The following is an 18,067-nucleotide window of genomic DNA, read 5'->3' as shown; positions in this document are numbered from 1 at the left end:
GGGCGGAACCCTGCCCGAGGAGACGTGGTGAAACGCCTGTTCCGGAACGACGCGGAACAGGCCGGAACGCTCAGCCGAGCAGGTCCTTCATCAGCAGTTCGAAGTCGAGGACCTCACGCCCGGCCGGCACCGCCGCGTACGTCGAGTCGAGGAACTTCTGCAGCTCCGCCGCCGACAGGTGGAACACGGCGTGCGAGTCCTCGGTGAAGAGCTCCAGCACGAGCACGTCCCCGTCGCCGGGCCGCAGCCGCACGTCGCCGAGCCCGGACGGCGACAGGATGCCGTCGGCGAGCAGTTCGCGGCCGACGAGCCAGATCGACTCCTGGTCGCGCGCCTGGAAACGCATGGTCACGGCGTGCGGATCGTCTGATCGGTACTGGAGGTCGACGCTCATCGGTTCGACCGAGCCGTCCGGCCGGATGAACTCAACGACGGTGGCAGTGCCAACCCGAGTCTCGTTGAACATCGCCGTTCCTCCTCCGCGGTGAGGGTGCTGCCATCAACACGGACGTGGTCTCGGGGTGGTTCAAGAACTCGTCGAAGATTTTTTCGGAGACCCTCTGACCTGGCCGTGCTTCCCTCACGGACTTCCTGGGTACCTGGCAGCGCATGACCGTTTACGGCATCCATGCGTCACATGAGCAGATTAGTCCCGCCCGCCTGCTCGACGCGGTGACGAGGGCCGAGCAGGCCGGGTTCGGCGCCGCGATGAGCTCCGACCACTTCTCGCCGTGGAGCGCGCGGCAGGGCGAGTCCGGGTTCGCCTGGTCCTGGCTCGGCTCGGCGCTGCAGGCCACGGACCTGCCGTTCGGCGTGGTCACGGCGCCGGGCCAGCGCTACCACCCGGCGATCACCGCCCAGGCGATCGGCACCCTCGCCGCCATGTACCCCGGCCGGTTCTGGGCCGCCCTGGGCACCGGTGAGGCGAGCAACGAGCACATCACCGGCGACGGCTGGCCGCGCAAGGACGTCCGCACGCGACGGCTGCGCGAGTGCGTCGACGTCATCCGCGCACTCCTCGAAGGCGAGGAGGTCAGCCACGACGGGCTGGTCACGGTCGACCGCGCGAAGCTGTGGACGCGGCCGGACGAGGCGCCGCTGCTGATCGGCGCCGCCGTCAGCCCCGAGACCGCCCGCTGGTGCGCGGAGTGGGCCGACGGCTTGATCACCGTCAACGCGCCACCGGACCGGTTGCGCACGCTCGCCGACGCCTACCGCGACGCCGGTGGCCGCGGCAAGTTGCACCTCCAGGTGCACCTGAGCTGGGACCCCGACGAGAACACGGCGACGAAGACCGCCCACGAGCAGTGGCGCACCAACGTGTTCCGCCCGCCCGTGTGCTGGGACCTCGAACTGGCCGAACACTTCGACATCGCCGCCGAGCACGTCACGGCCGAAGAGGTCGCCAAGGTCGTGAACGTGTCATCGGACCTGAAGTGGCACACGGAGCAGCTCCACACCTACGCCGAACTCGGCTTCGAGGAGATCTACCTGCACCACGTCGGCCAGGACCTCACCGCGTTCATCGACGCGTTCGGCGAGCACGTCTTACCGGAGGTGACCGCGTGATCCGCACGTCTGACGTCTGGTGGAAGAACGCCGTCCTCTACTGCCTCGACGTGGAGACCTTCACTCCCGATGGCTTCCGCGGCGCCACCGAACACCTAGACCACCTTCACGCACTCGGCGTCACGTGTGTGTGGTTGATGCCCTTCTACCCAACGGCCGAACGCGACGACGGCTACGACATCACCGACTTCTACAACGTCGACCCACGGCTCGGTTCGCTCGGCGACTTCGTGGAGTTCGTGCGCGCCGCACGGGACCGTGGCCTGCGCGTGATCGCGGACCTCGTCGTGAACCACACCTCCGACGAGCACCCGTGGTTCCACGACCCGTCGAAACGCGACTGGTACGTCTGGGCAGACGAACCCCAGGACGACGGACCGCAGGGGATCACGTTCCCCGACAAGGAGAACTCGCTGTGGGAGTACTCCGAGGAGGTCGGCAGGTACTACCTGCACCGCTTCTACAAGCACCAGCCCGACCTCAACGTGTCCAACCCGCAGGTCCGCGACGAGATCGCCCGCATCATGGGCTTCTGGATGGAACTGGGCCTGAGCGGGTTCCGCGTCGACGCCGTCCCGTTCCTGCTGGAGCACAACGATCCGATGGACGCTCTCTCGCTGCCCGATCCGCACGACTACCTCACGGACCTGCGCGCGTTCCTCAACCGCCGCAACGGCGAGGGCGTGCTGCTGGGCGAGGTGAACCTGCCGTACAAGGACATCATGGCGTTCTACGGTCAGGGCGTCGGTGACGAGCTGACCATGTGCTTCGACTTCGTCGGTATGCAGGCGATGTTCCTCGCCCTCGCCCGGCAGTCGAGCGGACCGCTCACCAAGGCGTTGCAGGAACGCCCGCTGCCGCCGCGCGACGGCCACTGGGCGACGTTCGTGCGCAACCACGACGAACTCACGCTCGACAAGCTGCCGGTCGACGAACGTCAGGAGGTCTTCGACGCCTTCGGCCCGAAACCGGAGATGCAGCTCTACGGCCGCGGTCTGCGCCGACGGCTGCCCGGCATGCTCGACGGCGACCAGCGTCGCGTCCGCATGGTCTACAGCCTGCTCTTCAGCCTGCCGGGCACACCGGTGCTGTTCTACGGCGAGGAGATCGGACTGGAGGAGGACCTCGCGCTGGAGGGCAGGCTGGCGGTGAGGGTGCCGATGGACTGGGGTGCTGCGGGGGAGCAGCGGCATGACCCCGACTCGTTGCTGACCTGGATGCGGCGGCTGGCCGAGTGCTACCGGGAGTGCCCCGAGCTGGCGTGGGGTGAGGTGAAGGTGCTCGACGTCGGCGATCCGCGCGTGTTCGCCCATCGCGCCGACTGCGACGGCGGGGCGGTGATCGTCGTGCACAACTTCGCGGACGAGGAGATCACCGTGCGGGTGCCGGCGGAGGGCGTGCTCACGAACGTGCTGACCGGCGAGCACGTGAAGCCGGCGAAGACCGGTGCGAAGGTGGCTCTCGCGCCCTACGACTGCCGTTGGTACCGCCTGACCGTCGAGTGATGCTTGCGCAATCTTTACGGTTCGCGTGAAGATATCTTCGAGACAGCGTCGTCGACCGAAGGATTTTCGCGTGAGCGCGTACGGACTGCACCGCGTCCTCGAACCGGCCGGGGTACTGCCGCAGCAGGCGTGGCGGCTCGACGCGAACCCCGCTGCCGCGCCCGACGAGGTGATCGTCTCGGTCGAGCGCCTCAACCTCGACGCGGCGTCGTTCCGGCAGCTCAGGGAGCAGCACGGCAGCGGCGAGAAGGTCCGGCAGGCCGTTCTCGACATCGTCGCGGAGCGCGGCAAGATGCAGAACCCGGTCACCGGGTCGGGCGGCATGCTGCTCGGCACGGTCCTCGAAGCAGGGCCGGAGTCGCCGCTCGGGCTCAAGGCCGGCGACCGGATCGCGACGCTGGTCAGTCTCACGCTCACGCCTCTCCAGATCACCGACGACCTGAAGGACTGGGACGGCGAGGACGAGCAGGTGCCGTGCCAGGGGACCGCCGTGCTGTTCGGCCGGTCGATCGCGGCCGTGCTGCCGGACGACATGTCGAACGAACTCGCGCTGTCCGTGCTCGACGTGTGCGGTGCACCGGCGCTGACCGACCGCGTGGTGCGCAGGCACCCCGGTGGGTCCGTGCTCGTGCTTGGCGGTGGCGGCAAGTCCGGTTCGCTCTCTCTTGCGGCCGCGCGTCAGGCAGGTGCGTCGCGTCTCGTCGCATTGGTGCCCACGGAACGTGAGGCCGCGCAGGTTCGTGAGTCCGGGCTCGCCGACGAGGTCGTGATCGCCGACGCACGCAACCCCGTCGCTGTCGCCGAGGCGGTGGGCAAGCAGGTCGATGTCACGGTCGTGTGTGTGGACGTGCCCGGATGCGAGCACGGCGCCATCCTCGCGACCGCGGACGGCGGCACGGTGATCTTCTTCTCGATGGCCACCTCGTTCAGCGCGGCCGCCCTCGGTGCGGAGGGGCTCGCGGCGGACGTGGAGATGATCGTGGGCAACGGCTATGTGCCTGGTCACGCCCAGTTCGCGTTGGACCTGGTCCGGACCCGGGCGGGTGTGCGGGCCCTGTTCGAGCAACGGCAGACTGCGTGACGTGAGTACGCAACTTTTGGTCGGCGGCCGCATCTACGCACCGGATGCGACGGCGATGGCCGTCACGGACGGCGTCGTCGTGTGGATCGGACAGGACTCGGTCGGGCACGCGCTGCACCCGGACGCCGAGGTCATCGAGCTGGACGGCGCGTTCGTCGCGCCCGCGTTCGTCGACGCGCACGTGCACGCCACGTCCGCCGGCCTGCTGCTGACCGGCCTCGACCTGACCAGGACGTCCTCGGTCGACGACCTGCTGGCCCAGGTCCGCGCCGCCGAGGGGCCCCTCGTGTGGGGTCATGGGTGGGACGAGACGCGCTGGGCCGAGAACCGGCCGCCCACGCGGGCCGAGATCGACGAGGCCGCGCAGGGCAAGACGGTCTACCTGTCGCGCATCGACGTGCACTCGGCGCTGGTCTCCTCGGACCTGGTCACCGAAGAGGCTCGTGGCGCCGATGGCTACTCAGAAGACGGTCCTCTCTCGCGTGCCGCCCACCACCACGTGCGCGGCACGGCGAAAGCCGCCATCACGTCCGAACAACGTCAAGCCGCGCAACTGGCGTTCCTGCGTCACGCTGCGTCCATGGGCATCGCGTCCGTGCACGAGTGCGCCGGTCCGGACATCTCCGGCGAGGACGACCTGCGCGAACTCCTCGCGCACACCGAGGGGCCCGAGGTGGTGGCCTACTGGGGTGCGCACGACCTGCCCGACGTTCCAGTGCGCGGCCTCGCCGGGGACCACTTCGTCGACGGCGCCCTCGGTTCGCGCACGGCCGCACTGACCGAGCCCTACGCCGACGCCGCCACGTCCGGGGCGCTCTACCTCGACGGACGCCGGATCGCCGACCACCTGATCCGGTGCGACGAGCTGGGGGTGCAGGCGGGGTTCCACGTCATCGGCGACGCCGGCATGGCCGCTGTCATCGAGGGTTTCGCGCTCGCGGAGAAGGCGATCGGCACGCCGTCGCTGGCGTCCGCGCGGCACCGCCTCGAACACGTCGAGATGGTGACGCCCGAGCAGGCCGCGCAACTGGCCGGGTGGGGTGTCATCGCGTCCGTCCAGCCGTTGTTCGACGCCGAGTGGGGCGGTCCGGCCGGGATGTACGTCCAGCGCCTCGGGGCTGAGCGCGGAGTGGGGCTCAACCCCTTTTCGAAACTCGCTGCCGCGGGTGTGGCCCTGGCGTTCGGCTCGGACACCCCGGTGACTGCCATCGACCCGTGGGCGACCGTGAAGGCCGCCGTGCACCACCGCACCGAGGGCCACGGCATCTCGCCGCGCGCCGCGTTCACCGCCCACACCCGCGGCGGCTGGCGGGCGGCGGGCGTGAACGACGGCCTGACCGGCACGTTGCAGCCCGGCGCGCCCGCCACGTACGCGGTGTGGGAGACCGGTGACCTCGTCGTCGCCGGGTCCGACGCCCGCGTGCAGCGCTGGTCGACCGACCCGCGTTCGGGCGTGCCCGGACTGCCCGACCTCACCGGCCCCGCGCCCGTCTGCGTGCGGACCGTCCTGAACGGCCGGACGATCTACGAGAGGAAGTGACCGATGGCGTTGCTCGACCTCGACCCCTCGGTGGTCGCCACCGCGCGCGGACTCGCGGCGCGGGCGGCCGAACCGGTGGTGTCGCTTGCGAAAGCGCACACGACCGTCGCCGTCGAGCGCGCCACCCTCCGTCTCGCGGGCATCACCGGCGCGGACTCCACGCACCGCGCCGGTGACGTGCCGTGGGTCAACCGCGTGATCGACACCGTGCGCGAGCAGTGCGGGCTGGAGCACGGCGTGGTGCTACCGGCGTTCCACGCGCTGCGGCAGCACGACCTAGGCTCGTTGACGGAACTCGCGGAAGCTGTTGCGGCGGGCCAGATCCAGTTCACGATCCCGACCGGCAAGGACCTGACGGCGGCGCGGAAAGCTTCGACGTCGGCTGTCTCAAAGGGACTGAAGACGGTAGACCGCAACAAGGTGCAGCGCGACAAGCTCGTCGCCAAGCTCGGTGATCCCGCGCAACGGCCGTGGATCTACCTGATCGTCGCGACCGGCGACATCGACGAGGACGTCGTCCAAGCCAAGAACGCGGCTCGCGCGGGTGCCGACATCATCGCGGTGATCCGCTCGACCGGCCAGTCGCTGCTCGACTACGTGCCGGAAGGCGCGACGCACCACGGGTTCGCGGGCACGTACGCCACGCAGGAGAACTTCCGGATCATGCGAGCGGCGCTCGACGACGTGTCGAAGGAGGTCGGCCGGTACGTGCGGCTGACCAACTACGCGTCCGGCCTGTGCATGCCGGAGATCGCTGTCCTGGCGGGACTTCAGCGCCTCGACATGATGCTGAACGACTCGATGTACGGGATCCTGTTCCGCGACATCAACCCGATCCGGACGTTCGTGGACCAGCGGTTCTCGCGGCAGGTGCACGCCCGCGCGGGCATCATCATCAACACCGGTGAGGACAACTACCTCACCACCGCGGACGCCGTCGACGCCGCGCACACCGTGACCGTGTCCCAGTTGCTCAACGAGCACTTCGCCCACGAGGCGGGACTGCCCGACCACCTGCTGGGCCTCGGGCACGCGTTCGAGATCAACCCGAAGGTGCCCGACTCGTTCCGGCTCGAGCTCGCGCACGCGTTGCTGGCCCGCGAACTCTTCCCGCACGCGCCGCTGAAGTGGATGCCGCCGACCAAGCACATGACCGGCGACGTGTTCGACGGCTACCTGCTGGACGGGTTCTTCAACCTCGCGGGTGTCCTGACCGGACAGTCGATCCTGTTGGTGGGCATGATGACCGAGGCGGTCGTGACGCCGTTCCTCTCGGACCGCGACCTGGCGTTGAAGAACGTCCGGTACGTGCTGAACGCGGCGGGCAGCCTCGCCGAGGACTTCAAGCCGTCGCCGGACGGCCTGATCGTCAAACGCGCGCACCAGGTGCTCGGCGAGGCCGTCGACCTGCTGGAGCGGATCGTGGACGACGGGCTGCTGAACGCGATCGCCGACGGCACGTTCGGGTTGATGAAACGCCCGGCGGACAAGGGCAAGGGCGCGGACGGCGTGGTCGAGAAGGCCGAGGCGTACTTCAACCCGGCTTCGGAGATGCTGGAGGCGAACGATGGCTGAGGCGGCGAAGAAGTACGTGCGGCCGTACGGGGACACCACCGGCGACGGCATGATCCAGACGTCGTTCACGCTGCCGGTGCCGTTCGGTCCCAAGGCGGACGGCGCGGCGTTGCAGCTCGCGAACAAGATGGGCATGGACCCCGCGATGGTGGTCCACTCGAACCCCATCGGCGACGACTTCACGTTCTTCGTCGTCTACGGCTCGGTGAAGCACCTGGTGGACCTCGACGAGGTCAAGGTCGTCGAGCGCGAGTACCCGCTGCTGTCACCGTCCGAAGTGAACAGTGCGTTGAAGAAGGTGTTGCGGCGCAAGCTGGTCGTCGTCGGCGGATGCATCGGCACGGACGCGCACACCGTCGGCATCGACGCGATCCTCAACATCAAGGGGTTCGCCGGCGAGAAGGGCCTGGAGTACTACCGCGAGCTGAAGGTCGTGAACCTCGGCGCGCAGGTCTCCGTTCCGGAACTGGTGCGGTCGGCTCGGTCCGAGAAGGCCGACGCGGTGCTGATCTCGCAGGTCGTGACGCAGCGGGACGCGCACATCCTGAACACGCAGGAGATGTCGGCGGCGTTCCGCGAGGCGATGGGCGACCGGCGACCGTTGCTGGTGGCGGGCGGTCCGCGCTTCGACCCGTTGATGGCGGGCGAACTGGGGGTTGACCGGGTGTTCAGCCGGGGTACCACGCCCGGTGAGGTCGCGAGCTACCTGGTGCACGCGATGCAGGAGAAGAAGGGGGTCGCCGCGTGAGCGGAGCTTTGGTCGAGGGTTTCGTGGTGACGCACCGCCGGTACGTGCCGCATTCGCACGCGCATTACGGCGGCAACCTGGTCGACGGCGCCTACGGGCTCGGCATGTTCGGGGACGTGGCGACGGAGTTGCTGATCCACACCGATGCCGACGAGGGGCTGTTCGCGGGGTACAGCTCGGTCGAGTTCATCGCGCCGATCCAGGCCGGTGACGTCATCGAGGCCTCCGCGACGCTGGTGCGCATCGGGAAGCGGTCGCGGGAGATCGAGTTCGAGGCGCGCGTGGTGTGCCGGTCCGCGCCCGAACGCGGTCCATCGGCGGCCGATGTGCTCGCTGAGCCGATCGTCGTAACGCGGGCGCGCGGCACGGTCGTCGCGCCGAAAGCCGCGGAATAACTCCAAAATTTAGTCCGAACCGGTTGGCGTCCTGCTTCGAATCCCCGCCGTGGGAAGGGAGCAGGACCATGCCAAGTAGCACAAGCAGCGATTACGCCGGGGTGCGATCGCCGCGGCCGTCGTCGCCGTGGCCGCCGCGATTCCGGCGGCGCAGGCGTCCAGTCACCGCGAGGCACCGCTGATCGCGGCCGACCCGGCCGTCGACAACACCGACGTGTACGCCTTCACCAGCCCGAACAGACCCGACACCGTCACGGTGATCGCGAACTGGTTCGGGTTGCAGGAACCCAACGGCGGCCCCAACTACTACCCGTGGGCCACCGACGCCCGGTACGACATCAACGTCGACGCGGACGGCGACGCGGTGCCGGACAAGACGTTCCGGATCACGTTCACCACGGATGACCGGCGCAGCAACACGTTTCTCTACAACAACGGGCCCGTGACGTCGATCAACGACGAGAACCTGTTGTTCCGCCAGAACTACAACATCGACCTCATCGAGCCCGGGCGCACGACGTCGTTGGTGCGCGGTGGCCGGGCGGCGCCGTCGAACACCGGGCCCGCGTCGTTCCCCGACTTCCGGGCGATCCGGGACCAGGCGACCGTGAAGATCCCCGGTGGCGGGCAGGTCTACGTCGGACCGTCCGAGGACTCGTTCTTCCTGGACCTGCGGGTGTTCGACCTGCTGTACGGCGGGAACCTGAAGGAGGTCAACCAGGACACCCTGATGGGGTACAACGTCAACACCATCGCCCTGCAGGTGCCGAAGACGATGCTCGCGTTGAAGGGCGACCCGAAGCGCAACCCGGTGATCGGCGTGTGGAGCGACACCGAGCGCCGCACGCTGAAGCTCGACCCCGGCAAGGCGACGCCGCAGGGCAACTTCGTGCAGGTGTCGCGTTTGGGGAATCCGCTGGTCAACGAGGTGGTGTCGTCCGCTCCGTTGAAGGACGCGTTCAACGGGCTCGAACCGGTCGGGGACGCGCGAGTGCAGGCGTTGCTGGACCGGGTGAACGATCCCGAGTTGGCGCGGCTGATCCAGGCGATCTACGGCATTCCCGCGCCGAAGACGCCGCGCAACGACCTCGTGGAGATCTTCCTGACCGGCATCACCACGAAGGCGGGCGGCCCGATCAAGGCCGACCTCAACTCGCAGCTGAACAACGCCGACGTGAACCCGCGCAAGTTCCAGCCGGCGGAGATGTTGCGGCTCAACATGTCCACGCCGGTGACCCGCGACCCGAACCGCCTCGGCGTGCTCGCGGGCGACCTGCAGGGGTTCCCGAACGGGCGCAGACTCACCGACGACGTCGTGGACATCTCGATCCAGGCCGTGGTCGGAGCGGCGTTGACCGGCAAGCTCGTGCCGGCGCTCGCCAAGGGTGACCGGGTGAACGGCAACGACGTTCGCTTCGGTGACCGCTTCCCGTACGTCGGCCTGCCGAGCAACCGGGCCGTCAACTCCCGCTGAGGGGTGCATCCAGATGTGGAAACTTCTTCCGCTGCTGGCTGCCCTCTTCACGACCGCCGCCTGCGCTTCGCCGCAGGCGGCGGTCCCTGGGGAGCAGCCCTCTTCGTTGGTGCGCAACGCCGAGTCGTTGCAGGCCAAGCTCCGCCGCACACCCCAGGACGCGGCTTCCTGGGCCCAGCTCGGTGTGGTGCACGTCGAGCTCGCGCGGGTGACCTTCGACCCGCAGCACTACGCCCGTGCCGAGAAAGCTCTGACCGAGTCGTTGCGGCTCAAGCCTTCCGGCAACGGCGAGGCTTATGTCGGCCGTGGTGCGTTGGCGAACGCCCGGCACGAGTTCGCTGAGGCTCGGGAGTGGGGTCAGCGCGCGGTCGCCGCTGCGCCGGATTCCGCTCCTGGCTACGGGGTGCTGGTCGACGCGCTGACCCAGCTCGGTGATGATGCCGGTGCTTCCGTTGCGCTGCAACGGATGCTGGACCTGCGTCCCGGCGTCGCGTCGTTCACCCGCGCCTCGTACCACTTCGAGTTGCGCGGCCAGTTGGACGAGGCGCGCGGTGCCTTGGAACGCGCTGTGGACTCCGCGTCGTCTGCGGAGGAGATCGCGTTCTGCCGCACGTTGCTGGACCGGCTGGCCGGTCGGGCCGAGTCTTTGGAGACCCTGCAGTCGCTGGTGGCCAAGGCGCCGTCGCCGGACCACCTCGTCCGCTACGGCGAGGCGTTGGACGCGGCGGGCCGCGGTGCCGAGGCGCGGGCGCAGTACGACCTCGCGTTGCAGCAGTTGCGCTTGGGCGGCGACGACCTGACGGCGGCGTTGATCTCCGCAGACCACGGCGATCCCGTCGAGGCGTTGCGCTTCGCCGAGAAGGAGTGGGCGAAGCGGCAGACCGTGTTCACGGCCGACGCGCTGGCGTGGGCGTTGCACGTCAACAAGCGCTCGGCCGAGGCGCTGCCGTACTCGGACCGCGCGGTGGCCGGTGGCTGGCGCGACCCGTCGGTGCTGCGGCACCGCGCCGCGATCCAGGGGAGCCTGCGATGAGGATCTTCCTGCTGACGCTCTTCGCGCTGCTGGCCACCGCCGGCGTGGCCGCCGCGCACCCGCTGAGCAACCTGAGCGTGAACCACTACGACGGCCTGCGCGTGTTCGCCGACCGCATCGAACTCCGGTCCGTTGTGGACAGTGCGGAGATCCCCACCCTGCAGGACCGCGAGTTCGTGGACCCCCCGCAAACGCTGCACGGAACGCGCGAAGTCGCTGGCCGCGATGGCCGACGAGAAGCCGCTGACCTTCGAGGTGCGCGACGCCGACGTGGTCCGCCCTCCCGGAGAGGCGGGCCTGCCGACCATGCGCCTGACCTGCGAGTACACCGCGTTCTTGCCGTCACGCGGCGAGGTGGAGGTGACGTTCAGCGACTCGTACCTGAAGGACAAGCCGGGCTGGCGCGAGATCACCGTCGTAGGCGTCGACGTGTCGGTGTCCGGCGCCCCGACCGAGTCCGTGACGAACGAACTGCGCACCTACCCGGACGACCTGCTCTCGTCACCGCTGGACGTGCGAGCCGTGCGTTTCGTGTCCCAACCGGGTGAGGGGTCACCCGTAACCCCACCTGGGGTGCTGGGCGATGCCACCAGGTCGGCGGTCGGCTTCGTGGGCGACCTGACCCCGGTCGTGGGAATCGGCGCGATCCTGCTGTCGCTGGTGCTGGGGGCGTCGCACGCGGCGTTGCCCGGCCACGGCAAGACCCTGATGGCCGCCTACCTGGCGGGCTCACGGGGGACGCGGCGCGATGCGTTCCTGGTGGGCGCCACCGTCACAGTCACCCACACGGCCGGGGTTCTGGTGCTGGGGCTGCTGATCAGCGCGTCCAGTGCGATCGCGGGGGAGTCGGTGCTGCGGTGGCTGGGGGTGGTGAGCGGCCTGCTGGTGGCGGTGGTCGGGGGAGTGCTGCTGCGCTCGGCGCTGAGGTCGCGCGGCCGCGGTGCGAACGACCACGGACACGGCCATGGGCACGCACACGACAGCGCCCACACACGCGGCCACGGCCACGGGCATGGGCATGGGCACGGCCACGGGCGTAAGCGCCGCCATCGCCGTGCGGGCCTCATCGGCATGGGCGTCGCCGGAGGCCTTGTGCCGTCCCCGTCCGCCCTGGTCGTCCTCCTCGGCGCGATCGCCCTGGGCCGCACCTGGTTCGGCGTCCTCCTGGTCCTCGCCTACGGCCTGGGCATGGCCGCGACCCTCACCGCCGCCGGCCTCCTGCTGGTCTCCCTGCGCGACCGCCTGAGCCCCCGCCTGAGCCCGAAACTCGCTCGCTTCCGCAGCCTCACGAACTTCACCCCGTTGGGTACCGCAGCCCTGGTGACGCTGGTCGGCCTCGGCCTCGCCACCCGTGCGCTGGCCGGATGAACAAGGAGAAGAGACCATGAAGAAGCTCATCGTGCTGGCCGTCCTCGCGCTCGCCGCGTGCACTGCTGCGTGCAGCGCACCGCCCGCGGCCACCGCGCAGTTCGACGACGAACAGCAGACCGACATCTCCTGCATGAAGCACCAGGAGCAGACGCCGGGGGAGGAGTACCTCGACGAGGGGAACTGGGACACCGTGGTGTCGTTGTCGATCCTGCGCTACTACACCTCGAACGGTGCGAAGCCGTACTGCGACGGCAAAGCCGCCACCGGTGCCGACCAGGGCTGGCGTGAGTTGTACGTGCGGATGGGGGCGGAGCAGAAGAATCTGCGCTGAATTGACCGCAACCTCCGCCGCCTTCTCCCGTTGGTCAATACAGAAGTAGCTACATGCGGGGAGGATGCGGCGTGGTGAAGATCGACCACCAGGGGGACACACCTCCGTACGAGCAGGTGCGCGTGCACTACGCACACGCCATCTCGAACCGGGAGCTGCCCGTGGGCGCCAAGTTGCCCACGGTGCGGGCCCTGGCGAAAGACCTCGGTCTGGCGGTCAACACGGTGGCGCGCGCCTACCGTGAGCTGGAAGAAGCCGGTCTCGTCGAGACGCGGGGCCGGGCCGGCACGGTGGTCAGCGCGAACGGCGACAGCAACCGCGAACGCGTTCGTGCGGCGGCTGCCCACTACGCGTCGATGTCCGCGGAGCTGGGGCTCGCGCCGCAGGAGGCGCTGGAGATCGTGCGCGCGGCGCTGCGCACCTAGATCACTCTTCCGGGTATAGCGCGGTTTTGAGAACCGCGACGTTCCACATAGGTCACCACCGTGATCACGCCCTCCGCCGGCGTGATCACGAAGCCGTGTGCGTCGCCCGTCGTACCGCGAGTTGCCCCGCTGCTCCAGGCGAGTGATCGCATCCGCCCTGGTAGTCACCCGTTCGCGAACCTCATGAGGCGTCTTGACAGAGCTAGGCTGCCCCGTGGATCGTGAATAACTGATTCGTCAGTCAATTTAGGGGTGCGAGATGGGGCGGACCGTCCGCGACGGCCTGCGGCTCACGGCCGAGCAACAGCAGTTCGTCGAGTTGGCCAGGGAGTTCGCCGCGCGCGAGATCCGGCCGCGCGGGCGTGCCGTCGACGAGGCGGACACGGAATCGCCGCTCGACGTGTGGGAGAAGGCGGCGGCGCTCGGGCTGACGTCGTTCATGCTGCCGGAGAAGTTCGGCGGCGGGGGCGTCACCGACCTGCTCACCCAGGTGCTGATCCAGCAGGAGCTGTGCCACGGCGACATCGGCATCGGCAACCTGGTCACCTCCAACGGGTTCTTCAGCGCCCCGATCGAACACCTCGGCACGCCCGAGCAGCAGGAACGGTTCCTCACGCCGCTCTCCGGAACGACCCCGCCGCTCACCGCCGTCGCCGTGACTGAGCCCGGCAGCGGATCGGACGCGGCGAGCATCCAGACCTCGGCGCGGCGCGAGGGCGACGAGTACGTCCTCAACGGACAGAAGACGTGGATCTCCAACGCGCCGTACGCCGAGACGTTCGTGATCTTCGCGACCGTCGATCCGGCGCTGAGGTCCCGTGGTGTCACGGCTTTCGTCGTGCCTCGGTCCGCGCCGGGGCTCACGGTCGGGCCGCCGTTCCAGAAGATGGGGCAGCGCGCGATCGTCAACGCCGAGGTGTTCCTCGACGACGTGCGCGTGCCCGTCGCGGACCGGCTGGGCGAGGAGGGGCAGGGGTTCGCGGGACTCATGCGGACCTTCGACGCCTCCCGGATCCTGATCGGCGCCGCCACCACCGGACTCGCCCGCGCCGCACTGGACTTCGCCACCGCGTACGCCACCGAACGCGTGCAGTTCGGCAAGCCGATCATCCAGCACCAGGCCGTGGCGTTCCGGCTCGCGGACATGGCGACCCGCGTCGACACCTCGCACCTGCTCACCGTCCGGGCGGCGACGCTCTACGACGACGGCCAGGCGGTGGCGCAGGAGTCGGCGATGGCCAAGCTCGTCGGCTCCGAGAACGCCATGTGGTGCACGCACGCCGCCGTGCAGACGTTGGGGGGCTACGGATACTCCCGTGAATACCCCGTCGAACGCTGGATGCGCGACGCGAAGCTCGAGGAGATCGAGGAAGGCACCTCGGACATCCAGCGCCTGATCATCTCCCGCGGCCTCGGTGTCAGATGATCTTCTCCGATCCCGCGTCCGTCGCCGTCGTCGGCGCCAGCGACGACCCCGCCAAGTGGGGGCACTGGCTCGCGCGCGGTGCCCTCGACGGCCACGAACGCCGTGCGGTGCACCTGGTCAACCGCGGTGGCGGCGCCGTGCTCGGACGGCCCACGGTCCGCTCGCTCTCCGAACTGGACGAGGCTCCCGAACTGGTCGTGCTGGCCGTGCCCGCCGCACACGTGCCCGCCGTGGTGGACGAGGCGCTGGCCGTTGGCGTGCGCGGCTTCGTCGGCATCCCCGCCGGCATCGACGAGGCGGTCGTCGGCCGCATCCGCGAGGCGGGTGCACGCCTGCTGGGCCCCAACTGCCTGGGTGTGTTCGACGCGGCGACGTCACTGCACCTCGCGTGGGGCCGATTCCAGGCCGGGTCGCTCGGGGTGGTGTCGCAGAGCGGGCAGGTCGGGCTGGAGATCGCCGGGCTCGCGGCCACGACGGGGATCGGCGTCAGCAGGTTCGTGTCGGTCGGCAACCAGGCCGACGTGACGGCCGCGGAAGCGTTGCGGGACCTGGTGTCCCACGATCTGACCACCGTCGTGGGGTTGTACCTGGAGAGCTTCGGCCCCGGGATCCTGGCGGTCATGGCGGAGCTGCGCGCGGCCGGGAAACCGGTGGTGCTGCTGACCGTCGGCTCTTCGCTCGCCGCTCAGGAGGCCGCACGCACGCACACCGGTGCGCTCACGTCCTCTTTGGACGTCGTGGACGCCGCCTGCCGCCGGGTGGGCGCGGTCCGGGTGACGACGCCTGCGGCCCTGGTCGACCTGGCGTCCGTGCTGACCACTGGGGTGCCGGGTGGGGGCAGGGTGGGGGTTATCTCCGACTCGGGTGGTCAGGGCGCGATCGCGGCGGACCTCGCGGTGGCGGAGGGTCTCGCGGTGCCGCAGCTGTCCGCTGTGGACGGTCTGCCCGCTGGAGCGTCCGTGCGCAACCCGATCGACCTCGCCGGCGCGGGGGAGCAGGACCTCGGGAACTACGCGCGTGCCGTCGAGGTGCTGGCGCGCGGCGGTGAGATCGACACCGTGGTGCTGTCCGGGTACTTCGGCAGCTACGGCGAGGACACCCCGTCGCTGGAGGCGGCCGAGGTGACCGTGGCGTCCAGGATCTGCGCGCTGGCAAGGGAAACCGGCGTGCCCGTGCTCGTGCACAGCATGCGCGCGGACTCCGCCGCCGTCCGGGTGCTGCGCGCGGGCGGCGTTCCCGTCCAGCACACGATCGAACGCGCGATGGCCGCTCTGGGCAACGCACACCGCCTGAACAGGCACGTCGCGGCAGAGATTCCCCGGGCCACGACCACCACCGCGTACCGGCCGGGATACCTCGCGGCCCGCGATCTGCTGGACTTCGTGCGGTTCCCGCAGGCCCACGCCGTGACGTCCGCCGCCGACCTGACGGCCACACCGCTGACCGGACCGTTCGCGCTCAAGGCCGACTGGCTCGCGCACAAGAGCGAGCACGGCGGCGTGCGGCTCAACCTCGCGGACCCCGCGGCGGCGTTCGACGAGATGCGCGCGAGGCTCGGACCGGGCACGTACGTCCTGGAGGAGATGGACGGGCGCGACCACACCGTCGAGCTGATCATCGGCGCCAAGCGCGACCACTCGTTCGGCCCGGTCGTCCTCGTCGGCGCGGGCGGTGTCCACGCCGAACTGCTGAGGGACACCGCCGTCGAACTCGCCCCGGTGACCCCCGCCACGGCGATGACCATGCTGGCACGCCTCATCTCTGCCCCTCTCCTGTCAGGCGCGCGTGGCGCCCCGCCGGTCGACGTGGCAGCGTTGGCCGAGGTGATCGCCCAGATCTCCGAGACGCTGGCGGCCAGAGCGGACCTGGCCGAGATCGAGCTCAACCCCGTGCGCGTGGGCCCGGACGGCGTCCTGGCGGTGGACGCGCTGATCATCCCCTCCAGCGAAGCGAACGACACGAGCGGACAACGCGTGGCATGAGCACGACCCCACCTCGCCTCAGCGGCGCCGACGCCTTGGTGCGTGCCCTGGTGGCCCATGGCACCGAACTGGTCTTCGGCATCCCCGGCACCCACAACCTCGGCATCTACCGGGCGCTGGCCGACCACGACGTGAAGCACGTGACGCCCCGGCACGAGCAGGGCGCGGGCTTCGCGGCGGACGGCTACGCCCGCGTGACCGGCAAACCCGGCGTCTGCCTCACCACCAGCGGCCCGGCCGTCCTCAACGCCATGACCGCCGTGACGCAGTCCTATTCGGACTCGGTGCCCGTCCTGCTCATCTCGCCGGGCATGCCGTTGCGGCACCCCGGCCGAGGCAACGGCACCCTGCACGAGGTGCGACACCAGAGCGTCGCGCTCGAAGCCGTGATCGGCTACTCGAACCGGGTCCAGAGCGTCGCCGAGATCCCCCTGGCGGTGGCGCAGGCCTTCGCGCACATGACCTCGGGCCGTCCCAGGCCTGCCCACCTGGAAATCCCGCTGGACCTGATTGATGCCCTGGACGGGGTTGTAGAGGTACCCCCTCTGGTGCTCGCGCATCCGCCGGCCGACGCCGTGACGATCGCCGCCGCTGCCAAGCGCCTCAACGCCGCCGTGGCACCGGGCATGATCATCGGCGGCGGTGCCAAGGCCGCGGCGGAGCAGATCACGCTGCTGGCCGAACGCCTGGGCGCCCCGGTCGTGACCACGGCCAACGGCAAGGGAATCGTCTCCGAACACCACCCCCTGTCCATCGGCGCGGGCCTGCACCACGAGGCGGTGGCGGACTTCGTGGCCGAGTGCGACGCTGTCCTCGCCATCGGCACCGAACTGGCCTCCACCGACCTCTGGAACGGCCCGCTGACGTTCCCCGGCGACCTGATCCGCGTCGACGTGGACCCGGCCCAGATGATCACCAACGCCCTACCCGACTACCCGCTGGTGGGTGACGCCGAGGCCACGGTCGCGGAGCTGAACCAACGCCTGGGCAACCCGGCCGCCACCGTCGACACCGCCCGTGCCGACCGCTGGCGCCAGCTCTTCACCGCACAGGCCAGAACCCAAGGCACCCCATGGCTACCCCTGGTGGGGTCATTGGCCGACGCCCTGGCTCCCGGCGCCATCATCGCGGGCGACAGCGCGATGGCCTGCTACTACGGCGCTCTGTCCAACCTGAGGCTCGACCGCCCGGCGAGCTTCTTGTACCCCACGGGTTTCGGCACCCTCGGCTACGGCCTGCCGGCGGCCATCGGAGCCAAGATGGCGGCCCCGGAGCGCCAGGTCGTGGCGTTGCACGGCGACGGCGGCATCATGTTCACCCTCGCCGAACTCGCGACCGCGGCCCAGGAACGCCTGCCGCTGCCGGTGATCGTCGCCGACAACGGCGGCTATGGCGAGATCCGCCGCGAGATGGTCGACCGCAGCGAACCGGTGCACGGCGTGAACCTCCCCGGCGTCGACTTCGTGAAGGTGGCGCACGGCCTCAATTGCCACGGCGTCACCGTCGACGACGAGGACAGGCTCACGACGGCGCTGCGCAAGTCGTTCACCGCGGACCGCCCGACGGTGATCCACGTGACCGGAGACCTGGCAGGCGCCTGACGTCCTTGTTT

16 protein-coding genes are annotated in these 18,067 nt (G+C 69.7%); 15 read left to right on the top strand and 1 reads right to left on the bottom strand.

Going from position 1 to position 18,067, the window contains the following annotated elements:
- Positions 1–70: 70 nt before the first annotated feature.
- A complete protein-coding gene (locus JNUCC0626_RS16250) occupies positions 71–466 on the bottom strand; it encodes an SsgA family sporulation/cell division regulator (protein ID WP_394620595.1) in 396 nt (131 codons plus the stop codon).
- A 143-nt stretch (positions 467–609) separates the two neighbouring features.
- On the opposite strand from JNUCC0626_RS16250, the gene JNUCC0626_RS16245 reads away from it, so the two are divergent.
- The 15 genes from JNUCC0626_RS16245 (at position 610) to JNUCC0626_RS16175 (ending at position 18,056) form a co-directional block, all read left to right on the top strand.
- Positions 610–1,569: a TIGR03885 family FMN-dependent LLM class oxidoreductase gene (locus JNUCC0626_RS16245; RefSeq protein ID WP_394620594.1), complete on the top strand. Its 960-nt coding sequence runs from the start codon at positions 610–612 to the stop codon at positions 1,567–1,569.
- Positions 1,566–3,074 carry an alpha-amylase family glycosyl hydrolase gene (locus tag JNUCC0626_RS16240; RefSeq protein WP_394620593.1) on the top strand — a complete coding sequence of 503 codons (1,509 nt, stop codon included), beginning with the start codon at positions 1,566–1,568 and terminating at the stop codon, positions 3,072–3,074. The genes JNUCC0626_RS16245 and JNUCC0626_RS16240 overlap by 4 nt, the downstream gene beginning before the upstream one ends.
- 70 nt (positions 3,075–3,144) lie before the next feature.
- Positions 3,145–4,155, top strand: a complete 1,011-nt coding sequence (locus JNUCC0626_RS16235; RefSeq protein WP_394620592.1) for an L-erythro-3,5-diaminohexanoate dehydrogenase — start codon at positions 3,145–3,147, stop codon at positions 4,153–4,155.
- Positions 4,148–5,695, top strand: coding sequence for an amidohydrolase (locus JNUCC0626_RS16230; RefSeq protein WP_394622043.1), 1,548 nt, complete (start codon positions 4,148–4,150; stop codon positions 5,693–5,695). Before JNUCC0626_RS16235 ends, JNUCC0626_RS16230 begins: the two co-directional genes overlap by 8 nt.
- 3 nt (positions 5,696–5,698) lie before the next feature.
- Positions 5,699–7,270, top strand: coding sequence for a lysine 5,6-aminomutase subunit alpha (locus JNUCC0626_RS16225; RefSeq protein ID WP_394620591.1), 1,572 nt, complete (start codon positions 5,699–5,701; stop codon positions 7,268–7,270).
- Positions 7,263–8,018: an OAM dimerization domain-containing protein gene (locus JNUCC0626_RS16220; protein WP_394620590.1), complete on the top strand. Its 756-nt coding sequence runs from the start codon at positions 7,263–7,265 to the stop codon at positions 8,016–8,018. Before JNUCC0626_RS16225 ends, JNUCC0626_RS16220 begins: the two co-directional genes overlap by 8 nt.
- Entirely contained in the window at positions 8,015–8,413 is a 399-nt protein-coding gene (locus tag JNUCC0626_RS16215; protein ID WP_430623497.1) for a hotdog domain-containing protein, read from the top strand. The genes JNUCC0626_RS16220 and JNUCC0626_RS16215 overlap by 4 nt, the downstream gene beginning before the upstream one ends.
- A 127-nt stretch (positions 8,414–8,540) precedes the next feature.
- A complete protein-coding gene (locus tag JNUCC0626_RS16210; RefSeq protein WP_394620589.1) occupies positions 8,541–9,887 on the top strand; it encodes a DUF4331 domain-containing protein in 1,347 nt (448 codons plus the stop codon).
- Positions 9,888–9,900: 13 nt separating this feature from the next.
- Positions 9,901–10,920 carry a tetratricopeptide repeat protein gene (locus tag JNUCC0626_RS16205; protein ID WP_394620588.1) on the top strand — a complete coding sequence of 340 codons (1,020 nt, stop codon included), beginning with the start codon at positions 9,901–9,903 and terminating at the stop codon, positions 10,918–10,920.
- A gap of 225 nt (positions 10,921–11,145) precedes the next feature.
- Positions 11,146–12,288, top strand: coding sequence for a nickel/cobalt transporter (locus JNUCC0626_RS16200; RefSeq protein WP_394620587.1), 1,143 nt, complete (start codon positions 11,146–11,148; stop codon positions 12,286–12,288).
- 16 nt (positions 12,289–12,304) lie between these two features.
- The gene (locus JNUCC0626_RS16195; protein ID WP_394620586.1) at positions 12,305–12,622 is read left to right on the top strand and encodes a hypothetical protein; all 318 of its coding nucleotides are present in this window, start codon (positions 12,305–12,307) and stop codon (positions 12,620–12,622) included.
- Between the two features lie 71 nt (positions 12,623–12,693).
- Positions 12,694–13,047 (top strand): GntR family transcriptional regulator, encoded by a 354-nt coding sequence (locus JNUCC0626_RS16190; RefSeq protein WP_394620585.1) that lies wholly within the window; start codon positions 12,694–12,696, stop codon positions 13,045–13,047.
- Between the two features lie 259 nt (positions 13,048–13,306).
- Positions 13,307–14,473: an acyl-CoA dehydrogenase family protein gene (locus tag JNUCC0626_RS16185; RefSeq protein WP_394620584.1), complete on the top strand. Its 1,167-nt coding sequence runs from the start codon at positions 13,307–13,309 to the stop codon at positions 14,471–14,473.
- A complete protein-coding gene (locus tag JNUCC0626_RS16180) occupies positions 14,470–16,455 on the top strand; it encodes an acetate--CoA ligase family protein (RefSeq protein ID WP_394620583.1) in 1,986 nt (661 codons plus the stop codon). Before JNUCC0626_RS16185 ends, JNUCC0626_RS16180 begins: the two co-directional genes overlap by 4 nt.
- Complete coding sequence (locus JNUCC0626_RS16175; RefSeq protein WP_394620582.1) at positions 16,452–18,056, top strand: thiamine pyrophosphate-binding protein; 1,605 nt, start codon at positions 16,452–16,454, stop codon at positions 18,054–18,056. Before JNUCC0626_RS16180 ends, JNUCC0626_RS16175 begins: the two co-directional genes overlap by 4 nt.
- Positions 18,057–18,067: the final 11 nt, after the last annotated feature.

The sequence above is a fragment of the Lentzea sp. JNUCC 0626 genome, assembly GCF_043632865.1.
Classification (GTDB): Bacteria; Actinomycetota; Actinomycetes; order Mycobacteriales; family Pseudonocardiaceae; genus Lentzea.
The sequence above is the reverse complement of the archived record's forward strand: the minus strand, read 5'-3'. Positions and strand labels throughout refer to the sequence as shown.